Source organism: Dorea hominis (assembly GCF_014287705.1).
Lineage (GTDB): Bacteria > Bacillota > Clostridia > Lachnospirales > Lachnospiraceae > Dorea_D > Dorea_D hominis.
The window spans coordinates 239,262-258,897 of the sequence record NZ_JACOOY010000001.1 but is presented as its reverse complement, the minus strand read 5'-3'; the positions used below and the strand labels follow the sequence as shown (position 1 = coordinate 258,897).

At 40.0% G+C, this 19,636-nt stretch carries 27 protein-coding genes, 1 tRNA gene and 1 pseudogene; 21 read left to right on the top strand and 8 right to left on the bottom strand.

The genetic code is table 11. The features are described from left to right. Positions 1-144: 144 nt before the first annotated feature. The 13 genes from guaB (at position 145) to H8S07_RS01260 (ending at position 10,545) form a co-directional block, all read left to right on the top strand. Positions 145-1,599, top strand: a complete 1,455-nt coding sequence (guaB, locus tag H8S07_RS01320) for an IMP dehydrogenase (protein ID WP_021861594.1) — start codon at positions 145-147, stop codon at positions 1,597-1,599. A 59-nt stretch (positions 1,600-1,658) separates the two neighbouring features. Next, entirely contained in the window at positions 1,659-2,690 is a 1,032-nt protein-coding gene (locus tag H8S07_RS01315; RefSeq protein WP_021861593.1) for an aldose epimerase family protein, read from the top strand. Positions 2,691-2,728: 38 nt separating this feature from the next. After that, on the top strand, positions 2,729-3,439 hold the full coding sequence (locus tag H8S07_RS01310; protein ID WP_408640160.1) for a peptidoglycan recognition protein family protein: 711 nt from the start codon (positions 2,729-2,731) through the stop codon (positions 3,437-3,439). A gap of 78 nt (positions 3,440-3,517) precedes the next feature. After that, complete coding sequence (locus H8S07_RS01305; protein ID WP_186855268.1) at positions 3,518-4,300, top strand: shikimate kinase; 783 nt, start codon at positions 3,518-3,520, stop codon at positions 4,298-4,300. 2 nt (positions 4,301-4,302) lie between these two features. Next, the gene (locus H8S07_RS01300) at positions 4,303-4,806 is read left to right on the top strand and encodes a YqeG family HAD IIIA-type phosphatase (protein ID WP_117538153.1); all 504 of its coding nucleotides are present in this window, start codon (positions 4,303-4,305) and stop codon (positions 4,804-4,806) included. Positions 4,807-4,920: 114 nt separating this feature from the next. After that, positions 4,921-5,487, top strand: a complete 567-nt coding sequence (gene efp, locus H8S07_RS01295) for an elongation factor P (protein ID WP_021861589.1) — start codon at positions 4,921-4,923, stop codon at positions 5,485-5,487. A gap of 167 nt (positions 5,488-5,654) precedes the next feature. After that, a complete protein-coding gene (locus tag H8S07_RS01290; protein WP_186855267.1) occupies positions 5,655-6,527 on the top strand; it encodes a DUF5688 family protein in 873 nt (290 codons plus the stop codon). Between the two features lie 193 nt (positions 6,528-6,720). Further along, a tRNA-Arg gene (locus H8S07_RS01285) sits at positions 6,721-6,792 on the top strand. Between the two features lie 35 nt (positions 6,793-6,827). After that, positions 6,828-7,454 (top strand): hypothetical protein, encoded by a 627-nt coding sequence (locus tag H8S07_RS01280; protein ID WP_118287765.1) that lies wholly within the window; start codon positions 6,828-6,830, stop codon positions 7,452-7,454. Between the two features lie 139 nt (positions 7,455-7,593). Further along, positions 7,594-8,301, top strand: coding sequence for an AzlC family ABC transporter permease (locus H8S07_RS01275; protein WP_021861586.1), 708 nt, complete (start codon positions 7,594-7,596; stop codon positions 8,299-8,301). Continuing rightward, entirely contained in the window at positions 8,292-8,624 is a 333-nt protein-coding gene (locus H8S07_RS01270) for a branched-chain amino acid transporter permease (RefSeq protein ID WP_118287766.1), read from the top strand. The genes H8S07_RS01275 and H8S07_RS01270 overlap by 10 nt, the downstream gene beginning before the upstream one ends. 87 nt (positions 8,625-8,711) lie before the next feature. Beyond that, the gene (locus H8S07_RS01265; RefSeq protein WP_186855266.1) at positions 8,712-9,986 is read left to right on the top strand and encodes a S1C family serine protease; all 1,275 of its coding nucleotides are present in this window, start codon (positions 8,712-8,714) and stop codon (positions 9,984-9,986) included. Positions 9,987-10,080: 94 nt separating this feature from the next. Then, positions 10,081-10,545, top strand: coding sequence for a hypothetical protein (locus H8S07_RS01260; protein ID WP_021861584.1), 465 nt, complete (start codon positions 10,081-10,083; stop codon positions 10,543-10,545). A gap of 42 nt (positions 10,546-10,587) precedes the next feature. On the opposite strand, the pseudogene H8S07_RS01255 reads toward H8S07_RS01260, so the two are convergent. The 7 genes and pseudogenes from H8S07_RS01255 to H8S07_RS01225 form a co-directional block, all read right to left on the bottom strand. Next, positions 10,588-11,019 (bottom strand): annotated as a pseudogene (locus tag H8S07_RS01255) (manganese catalase family protein); the annotation flags it as partial. 33 nt (positions 11,020-11,052) lie between these two features. After that, the gene (locus tag H8S07_RS01250) at positions 11,053-12,615 is read right to left on the bottom strand and encodes a recombinase family protein (RefSeq protein ID WP_186855265.1); all 1,563 of its coding nucleotides are present in this window, start codon (positions 12,613-12,615) and stop codon (positions 11,053-11,055) included. Between the two features lie 184 nt (positions 12,616-12,799). Beyond that, positions 12,800-13,462 carry an NYN domain-containing protein gene (locus H8S07_RS01245; protein ID WP_186855264.1) on the bottom strand — a complete coding sequence of 221 codons (663 nt, stop codon included), beginning with the start codon at positions 13,460-13,462 and terminating at the stop codon, positions 12,800-12,802. A gap of 297 nt (positions 13,463-13,759) precedes the next feature. Then, complete coding sequence (locus H8S07_RS01240; RefSeq protein ID WP_186855263.1) at positions 13,760-14,305, bottom strand: Uma2 family endonuclease; 546 nt, start codon at positions 14,303-14,305, stop codon at positions 13,760-13,762. Between the two features lie 195 nt (positions 14,306-14,500). Then, complete coding sequence (locus tag H8S07_RS01235; protein ID WP_186855262.1) at positions 14,501-14,965, bottom strand: hypothetical protein; 465 nt, start codon at positions 14,963-14,965, stop codon at positions 14,501-14,503. Between the two features lie 36 nt (positions 14,966-15,001). Further along, positions 15,002-15,463 (bottom strand): ImmA/IrrE family metallo-endopeptidase, encoded by a 462-nt coding sequence (locus H8S07_RS01230; protein WP_186855286.1) that lies wholly within the window; start codon positions 15,461-15,463, stop codon positions 15,002-15,004. Between the two features lie 52 nt (positions 15,464-15,515). Beyond that, positions 15,516-15,989: a helix-turn-helix domain-containing protein gene (locus H8S07_RS01225; RefSeq protein ID WP_186855261.1), complete on the bottom strand. Its 474-nt coding sequence runs from the start codon at positions 15,987-15,989 to the stop codon at positions 15,516-15,518. A gap of 167 nt (positions 15,990-16,156) precedes the next feature. Here H8S07_RS01225 and H8S07_RS01220 point away from each other — a divergent pair, with 167 nt between their 5' ends. Together H8S07_RS01220 and H8S07_RS01215 are read left to right on the top strand one after the other, a co-directional pair. Beyond that, positions 16,157-16,396 (top strand): helix-turn-helix domain-containing protein, encoded by a 240-nt coding sequence (locus H8S07_RS01220; RefSeq protein ID WP_186855260.1) that lies wholly within the window; start codon positions 16,157-16,159, stop codon positions 16,394-16,396. A gap of 5 nt (positions 16,397-16,401) precedes the next feature. After that, positions 16,402-16,554 (top strand): hypothetical protein, encoded by a 153-nt coding sequence (locus tag H8S07_RS01215; protein ID WP_186855259.1) that lies wholly within the window; start codon positions 16,402-16,404, stop codon positions 16,552-16,554. Positions 16,555-16,557: 3 nt separating this feature from the next. Here the strand turns inward: H8S07_RS01215 and H8S07_RS01210 are convergent, their stop codons facing one another. Continuing rightward, positions 16,558-16,824, bottom strand: coding sequence for a CRISPR-associated protein Cas2 (locus H8S07_RS01210; RefSeq protein ID WP_186855258.1), 267 nt, complete (start codon positions 16,822-16,824; stop codon positions 16,558-16,560). Between the two features lie 227 nt (positions 16,825-17,051). On the opposite strand from H8S07_RS01210, the gene H8S07_RS01205 reads away from it, so the two are divergent. From H8S07_RS01205 to H8S07_RS01185, 6 genes are all read left to right on the top strand, one after another. Beyond that, positions 17,052-17,222, top strand: a complete 171-nt coding sequence (locus H8S07_RS01205; RefSeq protein ID WP_186855257.1) for a hypothetical protein — start codon at positions 17,052-17,054, stop codon at positions 17,220-17,222. A 423-nt stretch (positions 17,223-17,645) separates the two neighbouring features. Beyond that, the gene (locus H8S07_RS01200; protein WP_186855256.1) at positions 17,646-17,801 is read left to right on the top strand and encodes a hypothetical protein; all 156 of its coding nucleotides are present in this window, start codon (positions 17,646-17,648) and stop codon (positions 17,799-17,801) included. A gap of 354 nt (positions 17,802-18,155) precedes the next feature. Next, positions 18,156-18,395, top strand: coding sequence for a hypothetical protein (locus tag H8S07_RS01195; RefSeq protein ID WP_186855255.1), 240 nt, complete (start codon positions 18,156-18,158; stop codon positions 18,393-18,395). Positions 18,396-18,483: 88 nt separating this feature from the next. Beyond that, positions 18,484-18,852 (top strand): DUF3846 domain-containing protein, encoded by a 369-nt coding sequence (locus tag H8S07_RS01190; RefSeq protein ID WP_186855254.1) that lies wholly within the window; start codon positions 18,484-18,486, stop codon positions 18,850-18,852. Next, the gene (locus H8S07_RS14585) at positions 18,853-18,981 is read left to right on the top strand and encodes a hypothetical protein (RefSeq protein WP_279287623.1); all 129 of its coding nucleotides are present in this window, start codon (positions 18,853-18,855) and stop codon (positions 18,979-18,981) included. Beyond that, positions 18,974-19,633 (top strand): YqaJ viral recombinase family protein, encoded by a 660-nt coding sequence (locus H8S07_RS01185; protein ID WP_186855253.1) that lies wholly within the window; start codon positions 18,974-18,976, stop codon positions 19,631-19,633. The genes H8S07_RS14585 and H8S07_RS01185 overlap by 8 nt, the downstream gene beginning before the upstream one ends. Positions 19,634-19,636: the final 3 nt, after the last annotated feature.

Below are 19,636 nucleotides of genomic sequence, written 5' to 3'. Positions count from 1 at the left end.
AAAAATGTATTTTGTATGTATAAAAAAACAAGTTGACAAACGATAGCAAAGTTCGTTATGATACCAGTTAATTATAGGAAAGAGCAAAACGGAGTTTTTACCCCGATAAGCTATAAATAAGGATAAGAGTGAAAGGAGTTTACCATGGGAAAAATTATTGGAGAAGGAATTACATTTGATGACGTGCTGCTTGTACCGGCATATTCTGAGGTGATTCCAAATCAAGTAGATTTATCCACGTATTTAACAAAAAATATTAAATTGAATATACCGATGATGAGTGCAGGTATGGATACGGTTACAGAACACCGTATGGCAATTGCAATGGCTCGTCAGGGTGGAATTGGTATCATTCATAAGAATATGACGATCGAGCAGCAGGCAGAGGAAGTTGATAAAGTAAAACGTTCTGAGAACGGTGTTATCACGGATCCATTTTATCTGTCTCCGGAACATACGTTGGAAGATGCCAATAATTTAATGGCAAAATTCCGCATTTCAGGTGTACCAATTACAGAAAACGGAAAACTGGTAGGCATTATCACGAACCGTGATCTGAAATTTGAAGAAGATTTTACGAAGAAGATTAAAGAATCAATGACTTCTGAGGGACTTATTACAGCACAGGAAGGAATTACGCTGGAAGATGCAAAGAAGATTCTTGCAAAAGCCAGAAAAGAGAAATTACCGATCGTAGACAAAGATTTCAATTTGAAAGGTCTTATTACGATTAAAGATATTGAAAAACAGATCAAATATCCACTGTCAGCTAAAGATTCCCAGGGAAGACTGCTTTGCGGTGCAGCACTTGGAATTACCGCAAACTGCCTGGAACGTGCACGGGAACTTGTGAACGCGCATGTAGACGTTGTTGTTATGGATTCTGCACACGGACATTCTGCTAATGTACTCCGTACCGTAGATATGGTCAAATCCAAATTCCCGGATCTGCAGGTTATCGCAGGAAACGTTGCAACAGGAACAGCAGCAGAAGCGCTGATCAAAGCAGGAGCAGATGCAGTAAAGGTTGGTATTGGACCTGGATCTATCTGTACAACACGTGTCGTTGCAGGTATCGGTGTTCCACAGATCACAGCAGTTATGAGTTGTTATGAAGCGGCAGACAAATATGGAATTCCGATTATCGCAGATGGTGGTATCAAATATTCAGGAGATATGACAAAAGCAATTGCAGCCGGTGCGAATGTATGTATGATGGGATCAATCTTTGCAGGATGTGATGAGAGCCCGGGAACATTTGAATTATATCAGGGAAGAAAATACAAAGTATACCGTGGCATGGGATCGATTGCTGCAATGGAGAACGGAAGCAAAGACCGTTATTTCCAGACAGATGCGAAGAAGTTAGTACCGGAAGGTGTAGAAGGACGTGTAGCATACAAAGGAACTGTAGAAGATACTGTATTCCAGTTGATGGGAGGTCTTCGTTCCGGTATGGGTTACTGCGGAACTCCAACAATTGAAGAACTCAAACAGAGAGGACAGTTTGTAAAGATCTCATCTGCATCTCTGAAAGAAAGTCATCCGCACGACATTCACATTACGAAAGAAGCTCCAAATTACAGTGTAGATGAGTAAAAGAGAATAATACCAGAGAAATTTGGCGTTATAATAGACATTACAGCAGGAGGCAAGATATGAAGCGGGCATTTGGAACATTGAAAACAAAAGAAAAGGCAGAATTGTATCTGTTGAAGAATGAAAAAGGGATGGAAGTTGCTATTTCCGATTATGGCGCAACGATTGTAAATGTGATCGTACCGGATAAGGAAGGACATCCGACGGATGTTGTTCTCGGATATGACGATGTCAGTGGTTATGAAAAAGGCGACCGTGTATTTGGCGCATTTGTAGGACGTGTGGCAAACCGTATTGCAGGAGGTTCATTTACATTAAATGGTAAGACTTATGAACTGACAAAGAATGATGGGGATAATACACTACACGGTGGTAGAGATATGATGAATAAGCGTATGTGGAAAGTTGAAGAATCTACAGATAACAGCGTGACTTTATCACTTGACAGCCCAGATGGAGACCAGGGATTTCCAGGAAATCTTAAGCTGACAGTAACTTATACGGTTACACCGGAGAATGAACTGGAAATTGTTTATGGATCAACAGCAGATGCAGATACACTGCTGAATCTTACAAATCACAGTTATTTTAATCTCGCCGGACAGGGAAGTGGCGATGTACTGGATCAGAAAGTAACGATCAGTGCAGATTATTTTACTCTTGCAGATGCCCAGAGTATTCCGACAGGTGAACTGACACCTGTAAAGGGAACACCGATGGATTTTAATGAAGCAAAAGCGATCGGACAGGATATAGAAGCGGATTACCAGCCGTTGATCGATGGAAAAGGTTACGATCATAACTGGGTGATCAGAGGTGAAGGATTCCGCAAAGCTGCCTCCATGTATTCTGATAAGACAGGAATCCATATGGATGTATATACAGATCTTCCGGGTATGCAGTTGTATACAGCAAACTATGTTGATTATGAGAAAGGCAAAGGCGGAGCTGAATACCGTATCCGCAATGCTGCCTGCTTTGAAACACAGTTTTTCCCGGATGCCATTCATCATTCGGAGTTTGCGCAGCCGGTTATCAAGGCGAATGAACTATTTACATCCAAAACGGTATATCAGTTTTCTATTCAATAAGAATTTACAAAAGGCATAGAATATATGCCATATGAATAATGTGTAGTATGAAGAGAACAAAAAAGATTAAAAACAGAAAAAAATCATTCACAACTATACAACAGAAAAAACAGGCTCAGCGCAGGATGCGGCTGGGCCTGCTTTTATTGGTGATTGTTATGGTTCTGGCAGCAGGAATCAGGATTTTACATCCGGAATGGCTGTCTGGAAAATACAGTGAAATAGACAATGCACAGGTTGATGCATCTAAACCTGATATTACAGTGAAACTTCTGACGCCGAATCCGTATTCCAGACCGGGGATAAAAACCGGTAAGATTAAGGGAATTGTTGTGCATTATACGGCAAATCCGGGTGCAACAGCAATGGGAAACCGAAACTACTTTGAGGGGCTCAAAGACAGTCATGTGACAAAAACGAGCAGTAATTTCATTGTAGGGCTGGATGGAGAAATCGTGCAGTGTGTGCCGACATGGGAAGTGGCGTATGCTTCCAATAACCGGAATAAAGATACGGTATCGATTGAGTGTTGCCATCCGGATAAGACGGGGGAATTTAATAAAGCGACTTATCGCTCAGTGATACATTTGTGTGCCTGGCTTTGCCTGAAGTTTGCTCTGTCACCGGATGATATTATTCGGCATTATGATGTCACAGGAAAGAACTGTCCGAAATATTTTGTAGAACATGAAAATGCCTGGAAACAGTTCCGGAAAGATGTAAAAAAAGCACTGGAAAAATCAAAGTGATATTGCTATAATATATAAGCGTATGTATATTTATACATAATTAAGAAAGAAATCGTAAGGAAAACAGGAGAGGCAAGCATGAACGACTTGGAACTGTACAGAGAGCAGTTAGCTCTGTGTGATGATAAAATTATTGATGCCCTTGTGGAAAGAAGCATGATCATAGAGAAAATCATGGCATACAAAGAAGAATATGGTATGCCGATTCTTCAGCCGGGACAGGAAGCAAAGCAGAAAAGAAGACTGGAAGAAAAGCTTTCAGATAATCGTTACAAGGATGAGATCTGTGACATTTTCCATTGTATCCGCAAGAACAGCAAGCGGATTCAAGCAAGAAAACTGTTTGATTACAATATTGTACTCATTGGTTTTATGGGCGCAGGCAAATCTACGATCTCAGATTATTTAAGTACGATGTTTGCGATGGAAATTGTTGAGATGGATCAGGTTATCGCAGAGAGAGAAGAGATGAGTATTCCGGATATCTTTGAAACGTATGGAGAAGAATATTTCCGTAATCTGGAAACCAATCTTCTTGTGGAAATGCAGGAGAAGAAGAATACAGTTATTTCCTGCGGAGGAGGAGCTGCCCTTCGCAAGAATAATGTGCAGGAGATGAAGAAGAATGGTAGAGTTGTACTTCTGACAGCAAGTCCACAGGTAATCTATGAACGTGTAAAGGACAGCAATGACCGTCCGGTTCTGACCGGCCGCAAGAATGTTGAAGGCATTTCCGAACTGATGGAGCAGAGATGTGAGAAATATGAAGCGGCTGCAGATATTGTTATCCAGACAGATAATAAGACTGTTCTGCAGATCTGTGAAGAACTGGTACAACGATTAATGGAGATGGATGAATAGACATGTTTGACAGATTTTTCCCGGATGCATATGTTGCATCTACTTATGTAATAGATTTTGAGAAATTGTATGAAGAAGGAATACGTGCCGTAATTTTTGATATTGACAATACGCTTGTTCCGCATGGTGCACCGGCAGATGACCGTGCGAAAGCACTTTTTGCGAGACTTAAAAAGATTGGTTATCAGTGCTGCCTGATCTCCAACAATCAGGAGCCACGTGTGAAGATGTTCAATCAGGATATCCAGGTGAATTATATCTGTGATGCGCATAAGCCTTCAACGAAAAATTACAAAAAAGCAATGGAGATTATGGGAACGGATGTTTCCAATACAGTATTTGTGGGAGATCAGCTTTTTACGGATGTCTGGGGAGCAAAAAGAGCCGGAATCAGAAATATTCTTGTGAAGCCGATCCATCCAAAAGAAGAGATACAGATTGTATTAAAACGTTACCTGGAGAAAATCGTTCTTTATTTTTATCAAAAAGAGCGAAAAGGACGGTAAAATGGGGCTGTACAGATAAAAAATAGTTGAAAAAAACGCTCAGATATTATAGAATGGAACAAGTGAGTAGAATTGATAAAGTGTGAAAACACATAATTTAAGGAGGATAAAAGTATGGCAACAAAGTCAGCAGGTGAATTTAGAAATGGTATGACACTGGAGATTGATGGTAAAGTATGTCAGGTTATTGATTTCATGCACGTTAAACCAGGAAAAGGTGCAGCATTTGTTCGTGTTAAATTAAAAGATATCATCAACGGTGGTGTAGTAGAGACAACATTCCGTCCTACAGAGTCTTTCCAGGAAGCATATATTGAGAGAAAGAAAATGCAGTATCTGTACAATGATGGAGATCTGTATTATTTCATGGATAATGAGACATTTGACCAGATCGCCGTAGGGACAGAAGATGTTGGTGATTCTCTGAAATTCGTAAAAGAGAACGAAGAAGTTACTGTAAGTTTATATCAGGAGAAACCTTTCGCAATCGAGCCACCGCTTACTGTTGAACTGGTTGTTACAGAGACGGAGCCTGGATTCAAAGGTAACACAGCTCAGGGAGCAAACAAACCGGCTATTGTTGAGACCGGTGCACAGGTTGCTGTTCCGTTATTTGTTGAGCAGGGAGAGAAGATTAAGATCGATACACGTTCCGGAGAGTACTTATCCAGAGCAAACTAATCTTTTCGAGTTAAAAGAAATATTAAAAAAGCCTTGCATTTTCTGCAAGGCTTTTTTATAATAATAAAACCATAATATTTATTCTAAATTTCTACAAGATGTAAAAAGCGGATTTTCCCGCATCAATTTCCGGAAGATAACTACAACAATGGCCAAAGAGGAGAAATATGACTTATCATCAATTTACTGAGGCATTGGAAAAAAGTGTGAAAGAAATGGCAGGATGTCTTTTGTCTGTCGAATTATGCAACAATAAAAAGAATAATGGAATCATCCGGAGCGGTCTGGTGATTTCAGAACAGCGTGTGAATGTTTCGCCGACGATTTATCTGGAAGGTTATTATGAACAGTACCGGTCTGGAAGCCAGGTAGATGAGCTGGCAAAAGAAGTTCTAAATGTATATGAAAAAGTGAAATTTGATCAGTCATGGGAAGAGCCGGAGATTTTTAATTATGAAAAGATAAAGAATAAGATCGTATTCAGGCTTGTCCAGAGAAGTAGGAATGAAGAATTTTTGAAAGAAATTCCACATGTGCCGATTCTGGATCTGGAGATTATTTTCTACATACTTTTAGAGATAACCAAAGACGGCATGGCTTCCATGCAGATCAGCAATGAAACAATGGAAAAATGGAACGTAGATGAAAAGGAACTTCTTGCAATTGCAATGATGAATATGAAAAAACACCTTCCGGCAAGATTTCATTCAATACAGAATGTGCTTTCCGAAGAAGGAATTGCTGTAGATAAAGCTGCAAGAATGTATGTACTGACGAATGAAAAGAAAAGTTTCGGGGCAGCAACTATGATATATCCAGGATGTTTAAATCAGATTGGTACATATCTGAAGGAAAACTTTTACGTCTTGCCAAGCAGTGTGCATGAAGTGATCATTGTTCCCGAAAAGGAGACCGATGACTGCATGAATCTGAACGAAATGGTTGCAAGCATTAATGCAGCCTGTGTACTGCCGGAAGAAATTCTTGAAAATCATGCCTATTATTATGACAGAATAGAGGACCGGCTTGCAATATGCTGATATGAAGGCATAAAAGAATCCAATGTATAAATTGGCTGTAAAAAAACATTTATTAGTTGTTGAGATTGTAAAAAGAATCAGGAAAAGTAGAAATAATAAAGTAAAGGAAATGTACGAAATGTCTATAGCATTTCCTTTACTTTAAAAGAAAAATATGGTAGTATAAATAATGCAGTTTGAAGAAAATTGTCATGCACCCGTAGCTCAGGGGATAGAGCACCGCCCTCCGGAGGCGGGAGCGGCGGTTCGAATCCGCCCGGGTGTGTATTTTAAAAGTGCATAGTATGTGGAGGTACTCTTATGAAAGGTGCGTTAGGAGCGGGCTTCACAGACAGGAATATTCAGAAGAGAAAAAGCAGAAGATGCCTGCTTTTCTTATTTTTTATCCTGATCTTGTTGAGCACCGGAATCGGACTTACGGGAGATAACACACAGAAGAAAGCACAAAAGATAGTAAGAGAAAAGCGCAGAACAAGAAATATGGGATGTAAAGTTGAACAACTGAATCCTCTGCGTAAGAATAGATCGCCGGAATTAAGACAGGCGGTAAGAGATTATTACAGATGTATAGCAGAGAAGACGGACTTTGTAGAAACATACAATCATCTCCAGATTTATATAAAAGATGGAGAATATGCAGATACATATGTAGCATTTGTAATGTACCGGATGAAGATTAAGCAGGTCTATACAGAGCTTCCGGGAGTAGGAACCTTGTATATTACGGAAAAGGATGGAAAGAATTTCCAGGTCAGGGTGAAACAACTGGATAGGCAGGAGATTGACCATATAAAATTGCTTGCCGGACAACATGATGTGAAAGCACTGCTTGAAAAGAGCCGCCGACAGTATCAGACGGCACTGAAGTCGGATGCATTACTTGCGGAATCGGTAAAGGAGTTACAGAAAGCACTGAATCATTCTTGATAGAGAGCGAGAAGCCAGATCTTTGCAAAAGGATCTGGCTTTTATGTATAGCATTACAGTGCCGGAAGTTTACCTGTGTCTATACAACGAAGAAAACGGCATTTGGATACATAAGATGAAAAAAGGAGCGAGCAATAAGATGAAAGGATACAGAGAGGCATACAAAAAAGCATTCCCATATACGATTCCGGTTTTGACCGGATATATATTTATCGGAGTAGCATTCGGAGTTATGTTTGCAGAAAAGGGATATTCATTTTTATGGGCTGCGCTTATGAGTATTCTTGTATATGCAGGTTCCGGACAGTATCTTGCTGTGAATTTTTTTGTTCCCGGAATATCAATTTTCCAGGTTGTCTTTATGACATTAATGGTTAACATCCGTCATGTTTTTTACGGAATTTCCTTATTGGAACGATTTAATGGTATGGGAAAGAAAAAATGGTATATGATTTTCAGCCTGACAGATGAAACATATTCCCTTTTGTGTACGACGAAGATTCCGGAAGGCATTGATGAAGGAAAATTCCTGTTTGCGATTGCTTCACTGGATCAGGTGTACTGGGTAGCTGGTTCAATCATTGGTGCAGTGGCGGGAAGTGTACTGCCATTTAATTCAGAGGGAATTGATTTTGCAATGACGGCATTGTTTGTTGTCATTTTTATTGAACAGTGGCTGGATAAAAAGAACCGGATTCCGGAAATTATCGGAGTGGCAGCAGCATTTATTGGATTGCAGATTTTCGGGGCATCCAGATTTGTACTGCCATCCATGTTATTAATTGTAATGATTTTATTTGTATCGAAAAAACAGCTTCAGAAGGAGGTGAACCTGTCATGCCAGTAAATGCAGCGTTATCAGCAATTATTATTCTGGCAGTTGCATTGACAACTTTTGGAACAAGAGTATTTCCGTTTCTCTTGTTTCCAGAAGGAAAAGAAATACCGCCAGTGATCCAGTATCTGGGAAAAGTACTGACTCCGGCGGTGATCGGGATGTTAGTAGTTTACTGCCTAAAGAATACACCAGTTTTTGTATCGCCACATGGCATACCAGAATTTCTTGCTGTGGCAGTGACGGCAGGACTTCATGTATGGAAACGTAATAACCTGTTAAGTATTGGTGTTGGTACGGCATTATATATGTTTTTGATCCAGGTTGTTTTTTAAGGTTTAAACATAGTTTTATCACAGTTTAAACACAATTATAGATTAGACTACTTAGTATAAACGAAGTAGTGAAAGGAGTAATGATTTATGGAAAATCAATATACTTATTATACACCGGATCAGGACGATCAGAATCAAAATGGACAGGGAGGTTATCAGTATCAGCCGCAGGATGAGAAACCACCGAAAAAGAAAACATCACATTGGGTAAAAGCAGTATGTTTCGGACTGGCATTTGGTGTGGCAGCAAGTGCGGCTTTTCAGACAAGTAATCTTGTGGGTAGCAAGGTTTTCGGCACATCAGGCAGTAAGACAAAAGAAGTTGCAACTGTAAACAGTGCAAAGATTACAACAAGTTCAGACAGTAGTTCAACAAGCTCAGATATTTCCAAAGTTGCAAGTAATGTAATGCCATCGGTTGTATCAATTACCAATTTAAGTGTACAGCAGGTCCAGAATTTCTTTGGTGGAGTGCAGGAGCAGGAAAGCAAGAGTGTAGGCTCTGGTATTATTATTTCCCAGACAGATTCAGAACTTCTAATTGCAACGAACAACCATGTAGTGGAAAGTAATAAAACGCTGACAGTTTCTTTTGTTGACAATAAGAGTGTGGAAGCACAGGTAAAGGGAACAGATTCTTCCAGAGACCTTGCAGTTATCGCTGTAAAGCTCAGTGATATCAAAGATTCTACATTAAATAAAATTAAAGTTGCAACGCTTGCAGATTCAGAAAAAGTGCAGGTCGGAGAGACGGCTATTGCAATTGGTAACGCACTTGGTTACGGTCAGTCTGTGACAACAGGTATTGTATCAGCAACCGGACGTACACTGGATGGAGTTAGTGGCAAACTTATCCAGACAGATGCAGCAATTAATCCGGGTAACAGTGGTGGCGCACTTCTGAATGCAAAGGGTGAAGTGATTGGTATTAATACTGCTAAGGTCGCGACAGATGCAGTAGAAGGCATGGGATATGCGATCCCAATTTCCAGCGCAAGTGATGTAATTAAAAATCTGATGAATCAGAAGACAAAAACAAAAGTAGCAGAAGGCAAGCAGGGATATCTGGGAATTGAAGGCGTGGATGTGACTTCCGACAGTTCGCAGATGTATAATATGCCAACAGGTGTGTATGTATCTAATGTTATCTCTGGCGGAGGAGCAAAAAATGCAGGGATCACAAAGGGATGCGTAATCACAGAACTGGAAGGAACAACAGTGGACAGTATGTCTGCATTAAAAGAAGAACTGCAGTATTACAAAGTTGGCGAGAAAGTTAAAGTGACGATCCAGGTTCCAAATTCAAATGGAAGTTATAAAGAGCGTACCGTGAAAGTTACACTTGGAAAAAGCACACAATAAGTAAAATACACAGTAAGAGAAATGTTTTTGCCATTTTCTGTGATTTGTAGTATAATGCTAAGTAGATTACGATATGAGGAGGCAAAATATACCAATGAAGTGTCCGATTTGCGGCCAACAGCTCCGGCCGGGTAAAAAAGATCCAAATTACCTGTTATGTTATAATTGCAAGAAGAAGTTCAAAGTACCACAGAACAGGAAAGAACAGAAGCATGCTCCGGAAAGAAGAGAACCGGCAACGCAGGAAACATTGCACAGATCTATTAAGGAAGCATCTATGCAGCGTCAGGAAGAGGAAGAGCAGGAACAGAAGTATTCGAATATTCCACCAAAGAGCGTTCGTAAGAAACGTGAAGATGAGATGCGCAAAGCATATGATGAACTGTTAGCAGTAGAAGATGGCAGAAAGAAAAAGAAAAAAACTGCAAGAGTAGAAGAAGATTATGATTACGATGATGTTTATGAGGAAGAAGAGAAGCTTTCCAAAGCGCCTGTAATCATTCTTGGAATTGCAATCGTAGTTGTAGCAGCAGTAATTGTATATATGCTATTGAAATAATAAAAAGGATTTCCGGAATTTTTCCGGGAATCCTTTTTCTGTTTAGTTTTTGTTTTTGAAACATGCCCGGAGGTCAAATTCCGGGTTAAACGCATAGAAGTTTTTACTGTCCAGATGATCCTGTACGATGCGCAGACTTTCACCGAAACGTTGATAGTGTGCGATTTCGCGTTCACGCAGGAAACGGATTGGTTCGCAGACTTCCGGATCTTTGACAAGGCGCAGAATGTTATCGTAGGTTGTACGTGCTTTTTGCTCCGCAGCCATATCTTCGCTTAAATCGGTGATGGGATCACCTTTGGACTGGAAAGTAGTGGCGCTCCAAGGAACACCGCCGGCAGACTGTGGCCAGAGTGCAAGCGTATGATCTACATAATATTTATCAAAACCGGATTTTTCTAATTCTTCCATTGTCATATTTTTTGTAAGTTGATAAACAATAGCACAGACGATTTCTAAGTGAGCCAGTTCTTGCGCCCATAAATGTTGTCGCTAATGAAAAAGCCCCTAAATACGCGGGATTCGGGGCTTTAAATTCAGTGTAAAAGTAGGATTATCCTTATCTCCCTTACGATTTCGCTTCGTTTTCGTGTATTCGACACTTTCCAGGAGCATTTTCAGAGCTTTGTTCCGGTCCTGGACGGATAAGTCCCAGTAGCAGGAGAGAAGTTCCTTGCAGGAAGGGATGAAGTTCTCTATGTTTGCTATTTTCTCTTTTTCATATTCCAGATCTTTTTTTAGAATTTCTATATGTGCTTCCGATTCTTTGATACGTTTCTGCAATTCGTGTGAACGCTCCAGAAAGATCTCGGTGGTGTAGACTCCCTGTTCCAACAGATCGTATAAGTTTCCATTTTGCTTTAATAATAAATCATGGTTGCTGACAGCAGAAGAGAGAAGCTGTTCTTTTTCCGGAACTTTGTTCTCAACTTCCAGAGTTGGATCTAACTGGTATCCAGCTACCCAGTCGGATAGTGCCTGTATGAGTTCACGCTCTACCAGCTCAAGCGTTGAGCCGATGGTGGGACAGCCTCTGGTATTGCACATTAAAACGTCATATGGACATCTTCCGGAAGAGCCGTCCCTGGAAGCCGGTCTTCTCTGCATTTTCTTTCCGCAGCAGGAGCAGACCAGGATTCCGGCAAGAGGATTCTTTATGCCGTAAGACTCCGGCAGCTTGTGAGAGTTCCTGGCGAGATACTCCTGCGCTTCCAGAAATACATCATGATCAATCAATCGTGGCTGCAGTCCTGGAGCAGTGAAATCGTAATCACTGTGAGGACGCACCTTACTGACAGAACCGTTCTGGACCTGCTTTATAACCTTTCTTCGCCCAATGCCGACTCGCTGATCATTGACAATGTTCCTTAAGATTCCCATGACGCTGCATTCCAGCCAGGTATCTCCGTTCCTTGGCTTGATTCCCCGGTTGTCCAGATATCTGCAGATGTGGGTAATTCCGATGCGATCGGGACCGGTATAGAGCTGGAAGATAAGTTTCACGACCGGAGCTTCGTCCGGATCCGGAGCGAGAACCCATCCACGCCCATGTTCGAGCTTCACGCGCTGCCAGCCGTAGGGTGCCTGATTGAACGGCCATTTTCCTTCCTTCACGGCAGCAGTCACACCGGCGCGCATCCGGCGGCGGATTGTCTTGTATTCCCTCCGGCTCATGAAGAGTCCGAACTCAAAGTATTCTTCGTCAAATTCATTATTTGGATTATAGGTCTTTGTTGGAGTGATGATCTTCGTTCCGGAATATTGGAAAGCTCTTTGAACAATTCCCTGATCGACAGTATCACCTCTCGCCAGACGTTCCACTTCCATTACGAGTACACCTTCCCAACGTCCGGATTCAACTTCAGATAAAAGCTTCTGCATTTCCGGACGCGCGGATATAGACTCTCCGGAAACGACTTCACGATAAATCCCGCCAATGGATAAGTTCATTCGTTTGGCAAGATCAAGTAAGATCTGCTCATGCCGTTCCAGGACATCCACGCCCATAGCTTCCAGAGAAGCATCACTTCGGGACTTCCGGAGATAGATAAGATATTCTTCATATTGCATATGTATCACCTTTCCTTAGTATATATGTGCGACGTCGCACTAAAAATGAGTACAAAAATAACACCTACACGGTGCCGGGGAAATGTGATATAATATTCTTGTTCAGGGATTATTATATCGTGCCTAGGCACTGTATAGTATTCGAGAGACCGTTCCTGTTGGTAGCAGGGGCGGTTTTCTTATTTTATTTTGTTTTCGGTTTAAATGCATTATCACATGTGCGCAAACCATCGATGTGTTCGAATAGGTTTGGCTTAATATTTGTATGAAGTGCATCAAGTATAAAATCGATGCCTTCTCTACGTGCAAGTTTGGCGGCTGATACAAAATCGCTATCTCCAGAGATGAGAACTATTTGATCGACTTGCTTTTTATAAGAAAGTGACGCAATATCCAATCCAATTCTCATATCAACACCTTTCTGTTCAACGTCAAAAAGAAAATCGGATTCTTTTATATCAGAAACAGCTATATCCCCGCGCATAAGTTTATTAAGTACGTTGTTTTTTAATATATAATGAGCATTCTGCTCGGAAAGCTCTCCCATCCGTAATGCAACTTTTCGCTTTCTTTTTAATTCGTTGAAAAAATCATTTGCCCAGATATATGTATCTGATTTTGCAAAATTGACAGCCTTTTTTGTTAATGGATGATATATTTGCGCCGTCATAGGAGGGCAATCATAATAAAATATTCTATAAAGTTCATTTGATTCGCCGTGAGTGTGCAAGTGTCTCCTGCAATAGTTACAAAGTTCATCGGCTCGTTCTTTCGGTGGCTTATCTCCAAATGCTGCGTAAGCTCGCCTGCGATAAAAGCCGCCATCTACAAGTATAGCTGTTTTCATATTTCCTCCTTATATTGAAAAATCCCAGGTTTCAGCCTTACCCGTATATTGGGGACTTACTACCTGGGACGCGTTTAACGTAACTTATACATGTTACTGTGTTTTCGCATTTCGCAAAAATTCAATTAAGCATCACATATTGTGATGTACAATTATAATATGCCCAAAGTAGAAAAAAATCAACATTTTTATAATAAAAAAACATAAAAAATGCATTTTCCCTTTGCAATGTATTATTTTTTATGATATTCTGAACTAGCTGTCATTAATCGCTTTCACTGTGTGGAGGCGATTTTTTTATTTCAGCAGATCCGCAATACAGATTTTAAGATCGCCATAGATTCCGACTTTTACATAATTATCAAAAGGAATGATAATCGGTGCAACATCTTCTTCGTATCGGTATACAGTAGTGCGTTCTCTGGCTGGATCAACAATCCAGTATTCGCGGACATCAGCGTCTGAGTATAATGCATTTTTTAACGAGTAGTCCATCTTGCGGCTGCTCGGAGATACAATTTCGATTACAAAATCCGGTGCCCCTTCGCATCCGCGGTTAGAGATTTTGTTTTTATCGCAAATTACGCTGATATCCGGCTCTACATAATTCGTATCATCCTTTTTGATAAATACCGCAAACGGAGCAGGGAAGACCTCGCATGATCCACCTTTTGATTTAATATAGTTTCTCAATGTGGCGGAAAGCTTCATCACGAGTCGCTGATGCTGATAACTCGGCGGTGCCATATCATAGATCTGTCCATCAATCAGTTCCGCCCTTTTTCCTTCCGGAAGAGCGTAGATATCTTCAATTGTGTATGTGTTTGATTTTGATAATGGCATAAGATCGCTCCTTTCTTGGAATCATATCTGGTAACGTAAAAGACCTCGTATTTCTACGAGGTCTGACTCTTGATGCCATATAGGCAAGATCATGATTTTGTGCGTGCATGACGCTTTGTATAAAATATATTATACCGCACAAAAGAATGTGTCAAGTATACGAGTCAGACCTAAGCATTGAATTTCAGTTAAGGATTATTTTGTAGCAGAATCCATGTAAGCATCTTGGATTTTTCCGGCGTAGTCTGTATATACATCCTGTAACTTACCAGCCCAGGATTCGTAAATTTCATATTTATCTCCATTTTCCTGCATGACTTTAGCCATTTCCTCAACTCCATCGTTTGTAATCTTTGCTAATTTTTCTACTTTTGCATTGCAAATTTTTGCGAGTTTGTTCATATCTGTTACACCTTTTGAATCCTTCTTGTATTCCTTGATTAGACCAGGTGTAGCTTTTTTAATTTTCTTTGTGTAGTCGGTTAAGATACTTTCGTAGGTTTTCTTTGTCTCTTTCTTAGTTTCAGTAGTCTTTTCAGTAGACTTTTCAGTAGTTTTTTGAGCGGATTTATCCGATGATCCAGAATCACTACTGCTACAAGCTGACAGAGACACTGCCATTAAGGTTGCTAAACTGATTGCTAAAATTTTCTTTTTCATATGTTTTCACTCCTTCTATATAATCGCTCTAGGCAATCATATCTTCTTCAACACTGCCAGATGCGGAATAAAAAATATGATGTAATGTTCAACTGTCTTGTATTCCCCGTATTTATCCCGATAAAATTCAATGCATTCTTGCAGAGCTTCTTCTGTGACATCCAGATATTCTGCAATCTCATGGCTGGCAGTACAACCATGTTCGTATGCTCTGACCAGACCTTTGAGTCCGATCTGTTTGTTATATGCCCATAATCTTGCCTGTCGTTCTTGCTTCCGATTGGAAGAGCTATCCATATCAATGATGTTTCCAACCGAAGTGTAGTGGTGACCAAGCTCTTCGGCAAGGACGCAGGCTTTTTCGGTTGTTGTATCGATATCCTGTCGGATTGCAATCCGGTTTCCTTTGATCCGACCGTTGTTATACTTTAATGGTTTTTCTTTTACTGTAAGTCCCATATCGCAGGCTTCATCCAAAAGTGCTTCATAAGCATTCATCATAAACACCTCCAAGATAATTATAATAACTCACCTGTTCAATAAAAAGGACTTAGAAATCTTCAGCACTCATGATATCGTCATCAGACGTATCTTCATCTTCGGGAACTGAAATATCTGTACGCGGTTGCGCTGCATCTGTCATCAAATAGGATGGCTCGTTTGTTGAAAATGAACGACATAAGATTTTTTGAATATTTTTAACACGTTCAGATTCTCTGTTTAAAATATAAGAAACGGTTTCTTGCCCAAATGAATCAAGATCTCTGTATTTTTTTATTAGATCACGCTCAGCAACCGAAACGGTGAGATCCATATTAGGAAAGTTGATAGAATCTTGAAAAAGGTAATTAGCGTCACATTTAAGAGCTTTCATTATTTTAAATAAAATAGGTTCTTTGGGAGAACTGACTTCGTTTTCGTAATTTGAAACGGCACCGACGGTTACACCTATGGCTTCTGCTAATTCGCTTCGGGAAATATCTTTACTTTCTCGCAATTCTCTTATTCTGCTACCAACACTCATTTATTTCGCCTCATTTCATTTATTTTATATAGGTATTGTATTTCATAAATCTTGCTGTGTCAATATTGAATAACAAGAAAATTGTTAAAAAGGTATTGACAAAACAAGAAACTTGTAATAATATTTAAAACAACAAGAAACTTGTTTATTTGAAGGAGGTGGATAAGTTGCTTGATATAACATCATCAAACAGTATAGTCGCAATTAGATTAAAAGAAGCTATAACTGAAAAAGGACTTAAACAAACGTCGATTGCAAATCGAGCGGGTTACACAGCGCAAGAGCTAAACGACATGTTAAATGGCAGAAGAATCATGCGTGCGGCGGATATAAGTTCGATATTAAAAGTTATAAGAGAGTTTGGAATTGATGCAAATTATCTTTTTGGAATTGAGAAAGGAGAGTGATAGAAGTGATTCTGATAGTAGACGAAGAGGCGCAAGGAAGCAAGGAAGAATTTTGTAGTGTTGATAAATTAAAACGCGAGGTAGTTAAGTATATTGATGAATCTGTTGAAGAAATAACAATAAAAAAGAGAGCTGTATATAACAACTCTCAAAGCTAGGCATTAAAGATGTTCTTTAAGAAATTCAGAACTGCATTGAGTATTCCGCCAAGCGGCTACACCAGTTAATTCACCAACAAAAACTCTATCATCATTATCAATAATTTGATTAATTTCGTTGCGAATAGTAACGCAAGTTTTTTCGGTGGAGATAAACCAAGTGGATTCTGTAATATGAGCCCACGGATATTGTTTTAAATAGGTGTATAGCTCATCGTAATTTTTGCCAGAGTTGCACAAGTCATAGGTTACAATTTTTGATTTTGACATATTGGAACAATTCCTTTCTATTAGATTTTTGAAGCTTCTAATACAAGATTACTACTAATATAGCGATGAGTCAATATTAAAATACTATATAATGTATAAAAACATTCGTTCTTACACAAAATGTTGAAAAATAAGGTAGAAAAATATGAAAGAAAAATTTCCAGACAAATCATTAGATTACTTATTCGCAACAGATGAAACAGGTTCAGAAGAAAGGAGATGAGCAGATGGAGAATGAGGAGAAAAAACGTGACGGTTTTTTCGACTTCTACGGCATATCGGTGGAAGAAGAGAAATTCTTCAAAATGATATACCGTAGGCGGCAGATTTACAGAAGTATCATTGGAGTACTTTTAGCAGTTAATGCAATATTGATTGCACTGCTATATTTGAAGTGATGTATGACGTAACGATAGCAGTAATAACCGAAGTGGCTATTGAAATGATAAAAGGCCATATTTTACCATCATAAAATTTATTTCGTCGATATACACAATAGCGAAAATATCTATCCGTAAGTTGGTAAAACGTTTCCTTTGGATGCTGCGTAGCAACAGCATCTTCAAATTCATAAACAGCTTGGATAAATTTAATTCGAGATAATCCGTATAAGGATTCACCTAGAAATTTGCCGGAAACGCATTTTCTGAAACGCATACAAAATAGTTTGAATCGTTCCTTTCGGTAAAGATTTATGTTGGAGAAGTCTTCGTTCATTTCAATATTCCTTTCATCATTTGATAGGAAAATTATACCAGAGAACCGCAACAAGTACAAACTGTACCACATAACATGAAATAAGAACACAGGAGGGCAGGAAGATGATTGTAGAAACAATGAACAACAATGGCTGCACCTGCCATATCTCCGATGATGCATACCGGGATAAGACACCGGAAGAGGTGAACCGGATTGTCCGGAGCTTTTCGGATTTCATCGTTGGAAAATTAAAGGACTTAAAAGAGAAAACCGCTTAGGCGGTTAAAGTAAGACAAGCTTTAAACAAGGTCAAACAAGGTTTTAAACAAGATCTGTATAAGATCAGAAAGGAGATAGAGCATGAGAAGAAAGAGAAAAATGAGCGAAGCGACGCAGAGTGCACTGCTGATCTGTCTGTCCTGTTACGCGGCGGCAGTTTTGATGTTTCTCCACTGGCTCTTTATTGGATATTGATGAGAGAGCAGGGAATTAAAAGATACAAAAGAAGAAAGCAGATGGCGTACAAAGTATTCTGCTGGATTCTCGGAATCCTGGTAGCGCTGATCGGCGTGTCAGTAGTTGGATTCTGGGTGGTGATATTTATGACATTTTATTAAAGAGAAGGTGAAAAAGTGCAGAGCATGAAAGAAAAATGGCTTGGATTTGCTACAGATGCAGATGTAGTCCGGGCGATGAAAGACATCCGGAGAGTGGCTGCGAAGCATGGTATCCGGCATGTGTCGGTGCAGGTGCTGGACGGTGATGTATTTGGATATACCAATGATGCAGCAGCCGGTCCGTACAATCTGGAGATCGGAACTTCCGGATTAAGAGTCGAAGCCGGACAGGCACAGTATTTTAAAAGCATATAAAAAGAGTGCCAGAAAGGGAAGAACCCGAATCCGGCACAAAAGAAATTAGTCAATTGTATTTTAAACGAAGAAAGGAAATTAGTCAAATATGAAAACACTGAAAATCACGACAGATAATAAAATCCGCATGATCGACATCAATATGAGTGATTATAAAGCCATTCAGAAAGAACTCGGCGGACATTTTGAAACAGTACATACAAAGATCATGTACGAGTATTATAAGGCACCGGTGATCATGCTGGTGGATGAGGAAGGACTCTGGAAGAGGTTACCGTTAAATGTAGTTGGCAGCTACTTTTACGGCACACAGGAGCATGGCAATCCAATCGCGGGAGATGTCCTTCTTGCGCTGGTAGTCGGTGAGGATTTTACCGGATTTACGGAAAGTGATGCAAGGCAGTGGATGGATAAGCTTTTGAATGATTTTCCGATATTGGAGGAAGGAGAAGAATAAATGTATTACAATGAATGTCCTTTTTGCGGGGCGAATCTTGATCCGGGCGAAAAATGTGAGTGCCAGGAATGTGAAGAGTACAAGAAAGAATTACAGGTGAAAGGCAGATCAGGAAGCAAGCATGAATGATATTTTTAAGATCTACGATTTTGAAGATGAAGAACATTGGCTGAAAGGCAGAATGAATGGAATAGGCGGCAGTGATGCCAGTGCAGTTATGGGAAAGAATCCATATAAAAGTAATATCGATCTGTTTGAAGAAAAAACCGGAAGGACAGTACCGGAAGATATATCGGACAAGCCTTATGTGATTTATGGAAAAAAAGCGGAGGAGTATATACGTGAGCTTTTCAAACTGGATTATCCGGAATACGAAGTGGAGCATCATGAATTCCGGATATTGCAGAGTAAGAAATATCCATTCATGCAGGCTTCCTTAGATGGAGAGCTGACAGACCAGAACGGTCGAAAAGGAATATTGGAGATCAAGACCACCAATATTTTACGATCTACACAGTACGAGAAATGGAAAAAGCGTATCCCGGACAACTATTACACGCAGATACTGCATTATTTGCTAGTTACCGGCTGGCAGTTCGTAGTCTTAAGAGCACATTTGAATACAGACTGGGGCGGCGAAAGGCAGACCGCAGTCAGGCATTATTTTATAGAACGCTCAGAAGTGGAAGAGGATCTTGCCATGCTACTTCGGGAAGAAAAGAAATTTTGGGGATTCGTGGAGAGCGACAGGATGCCTCCGCGAACCATCCCGATAATATAGGAG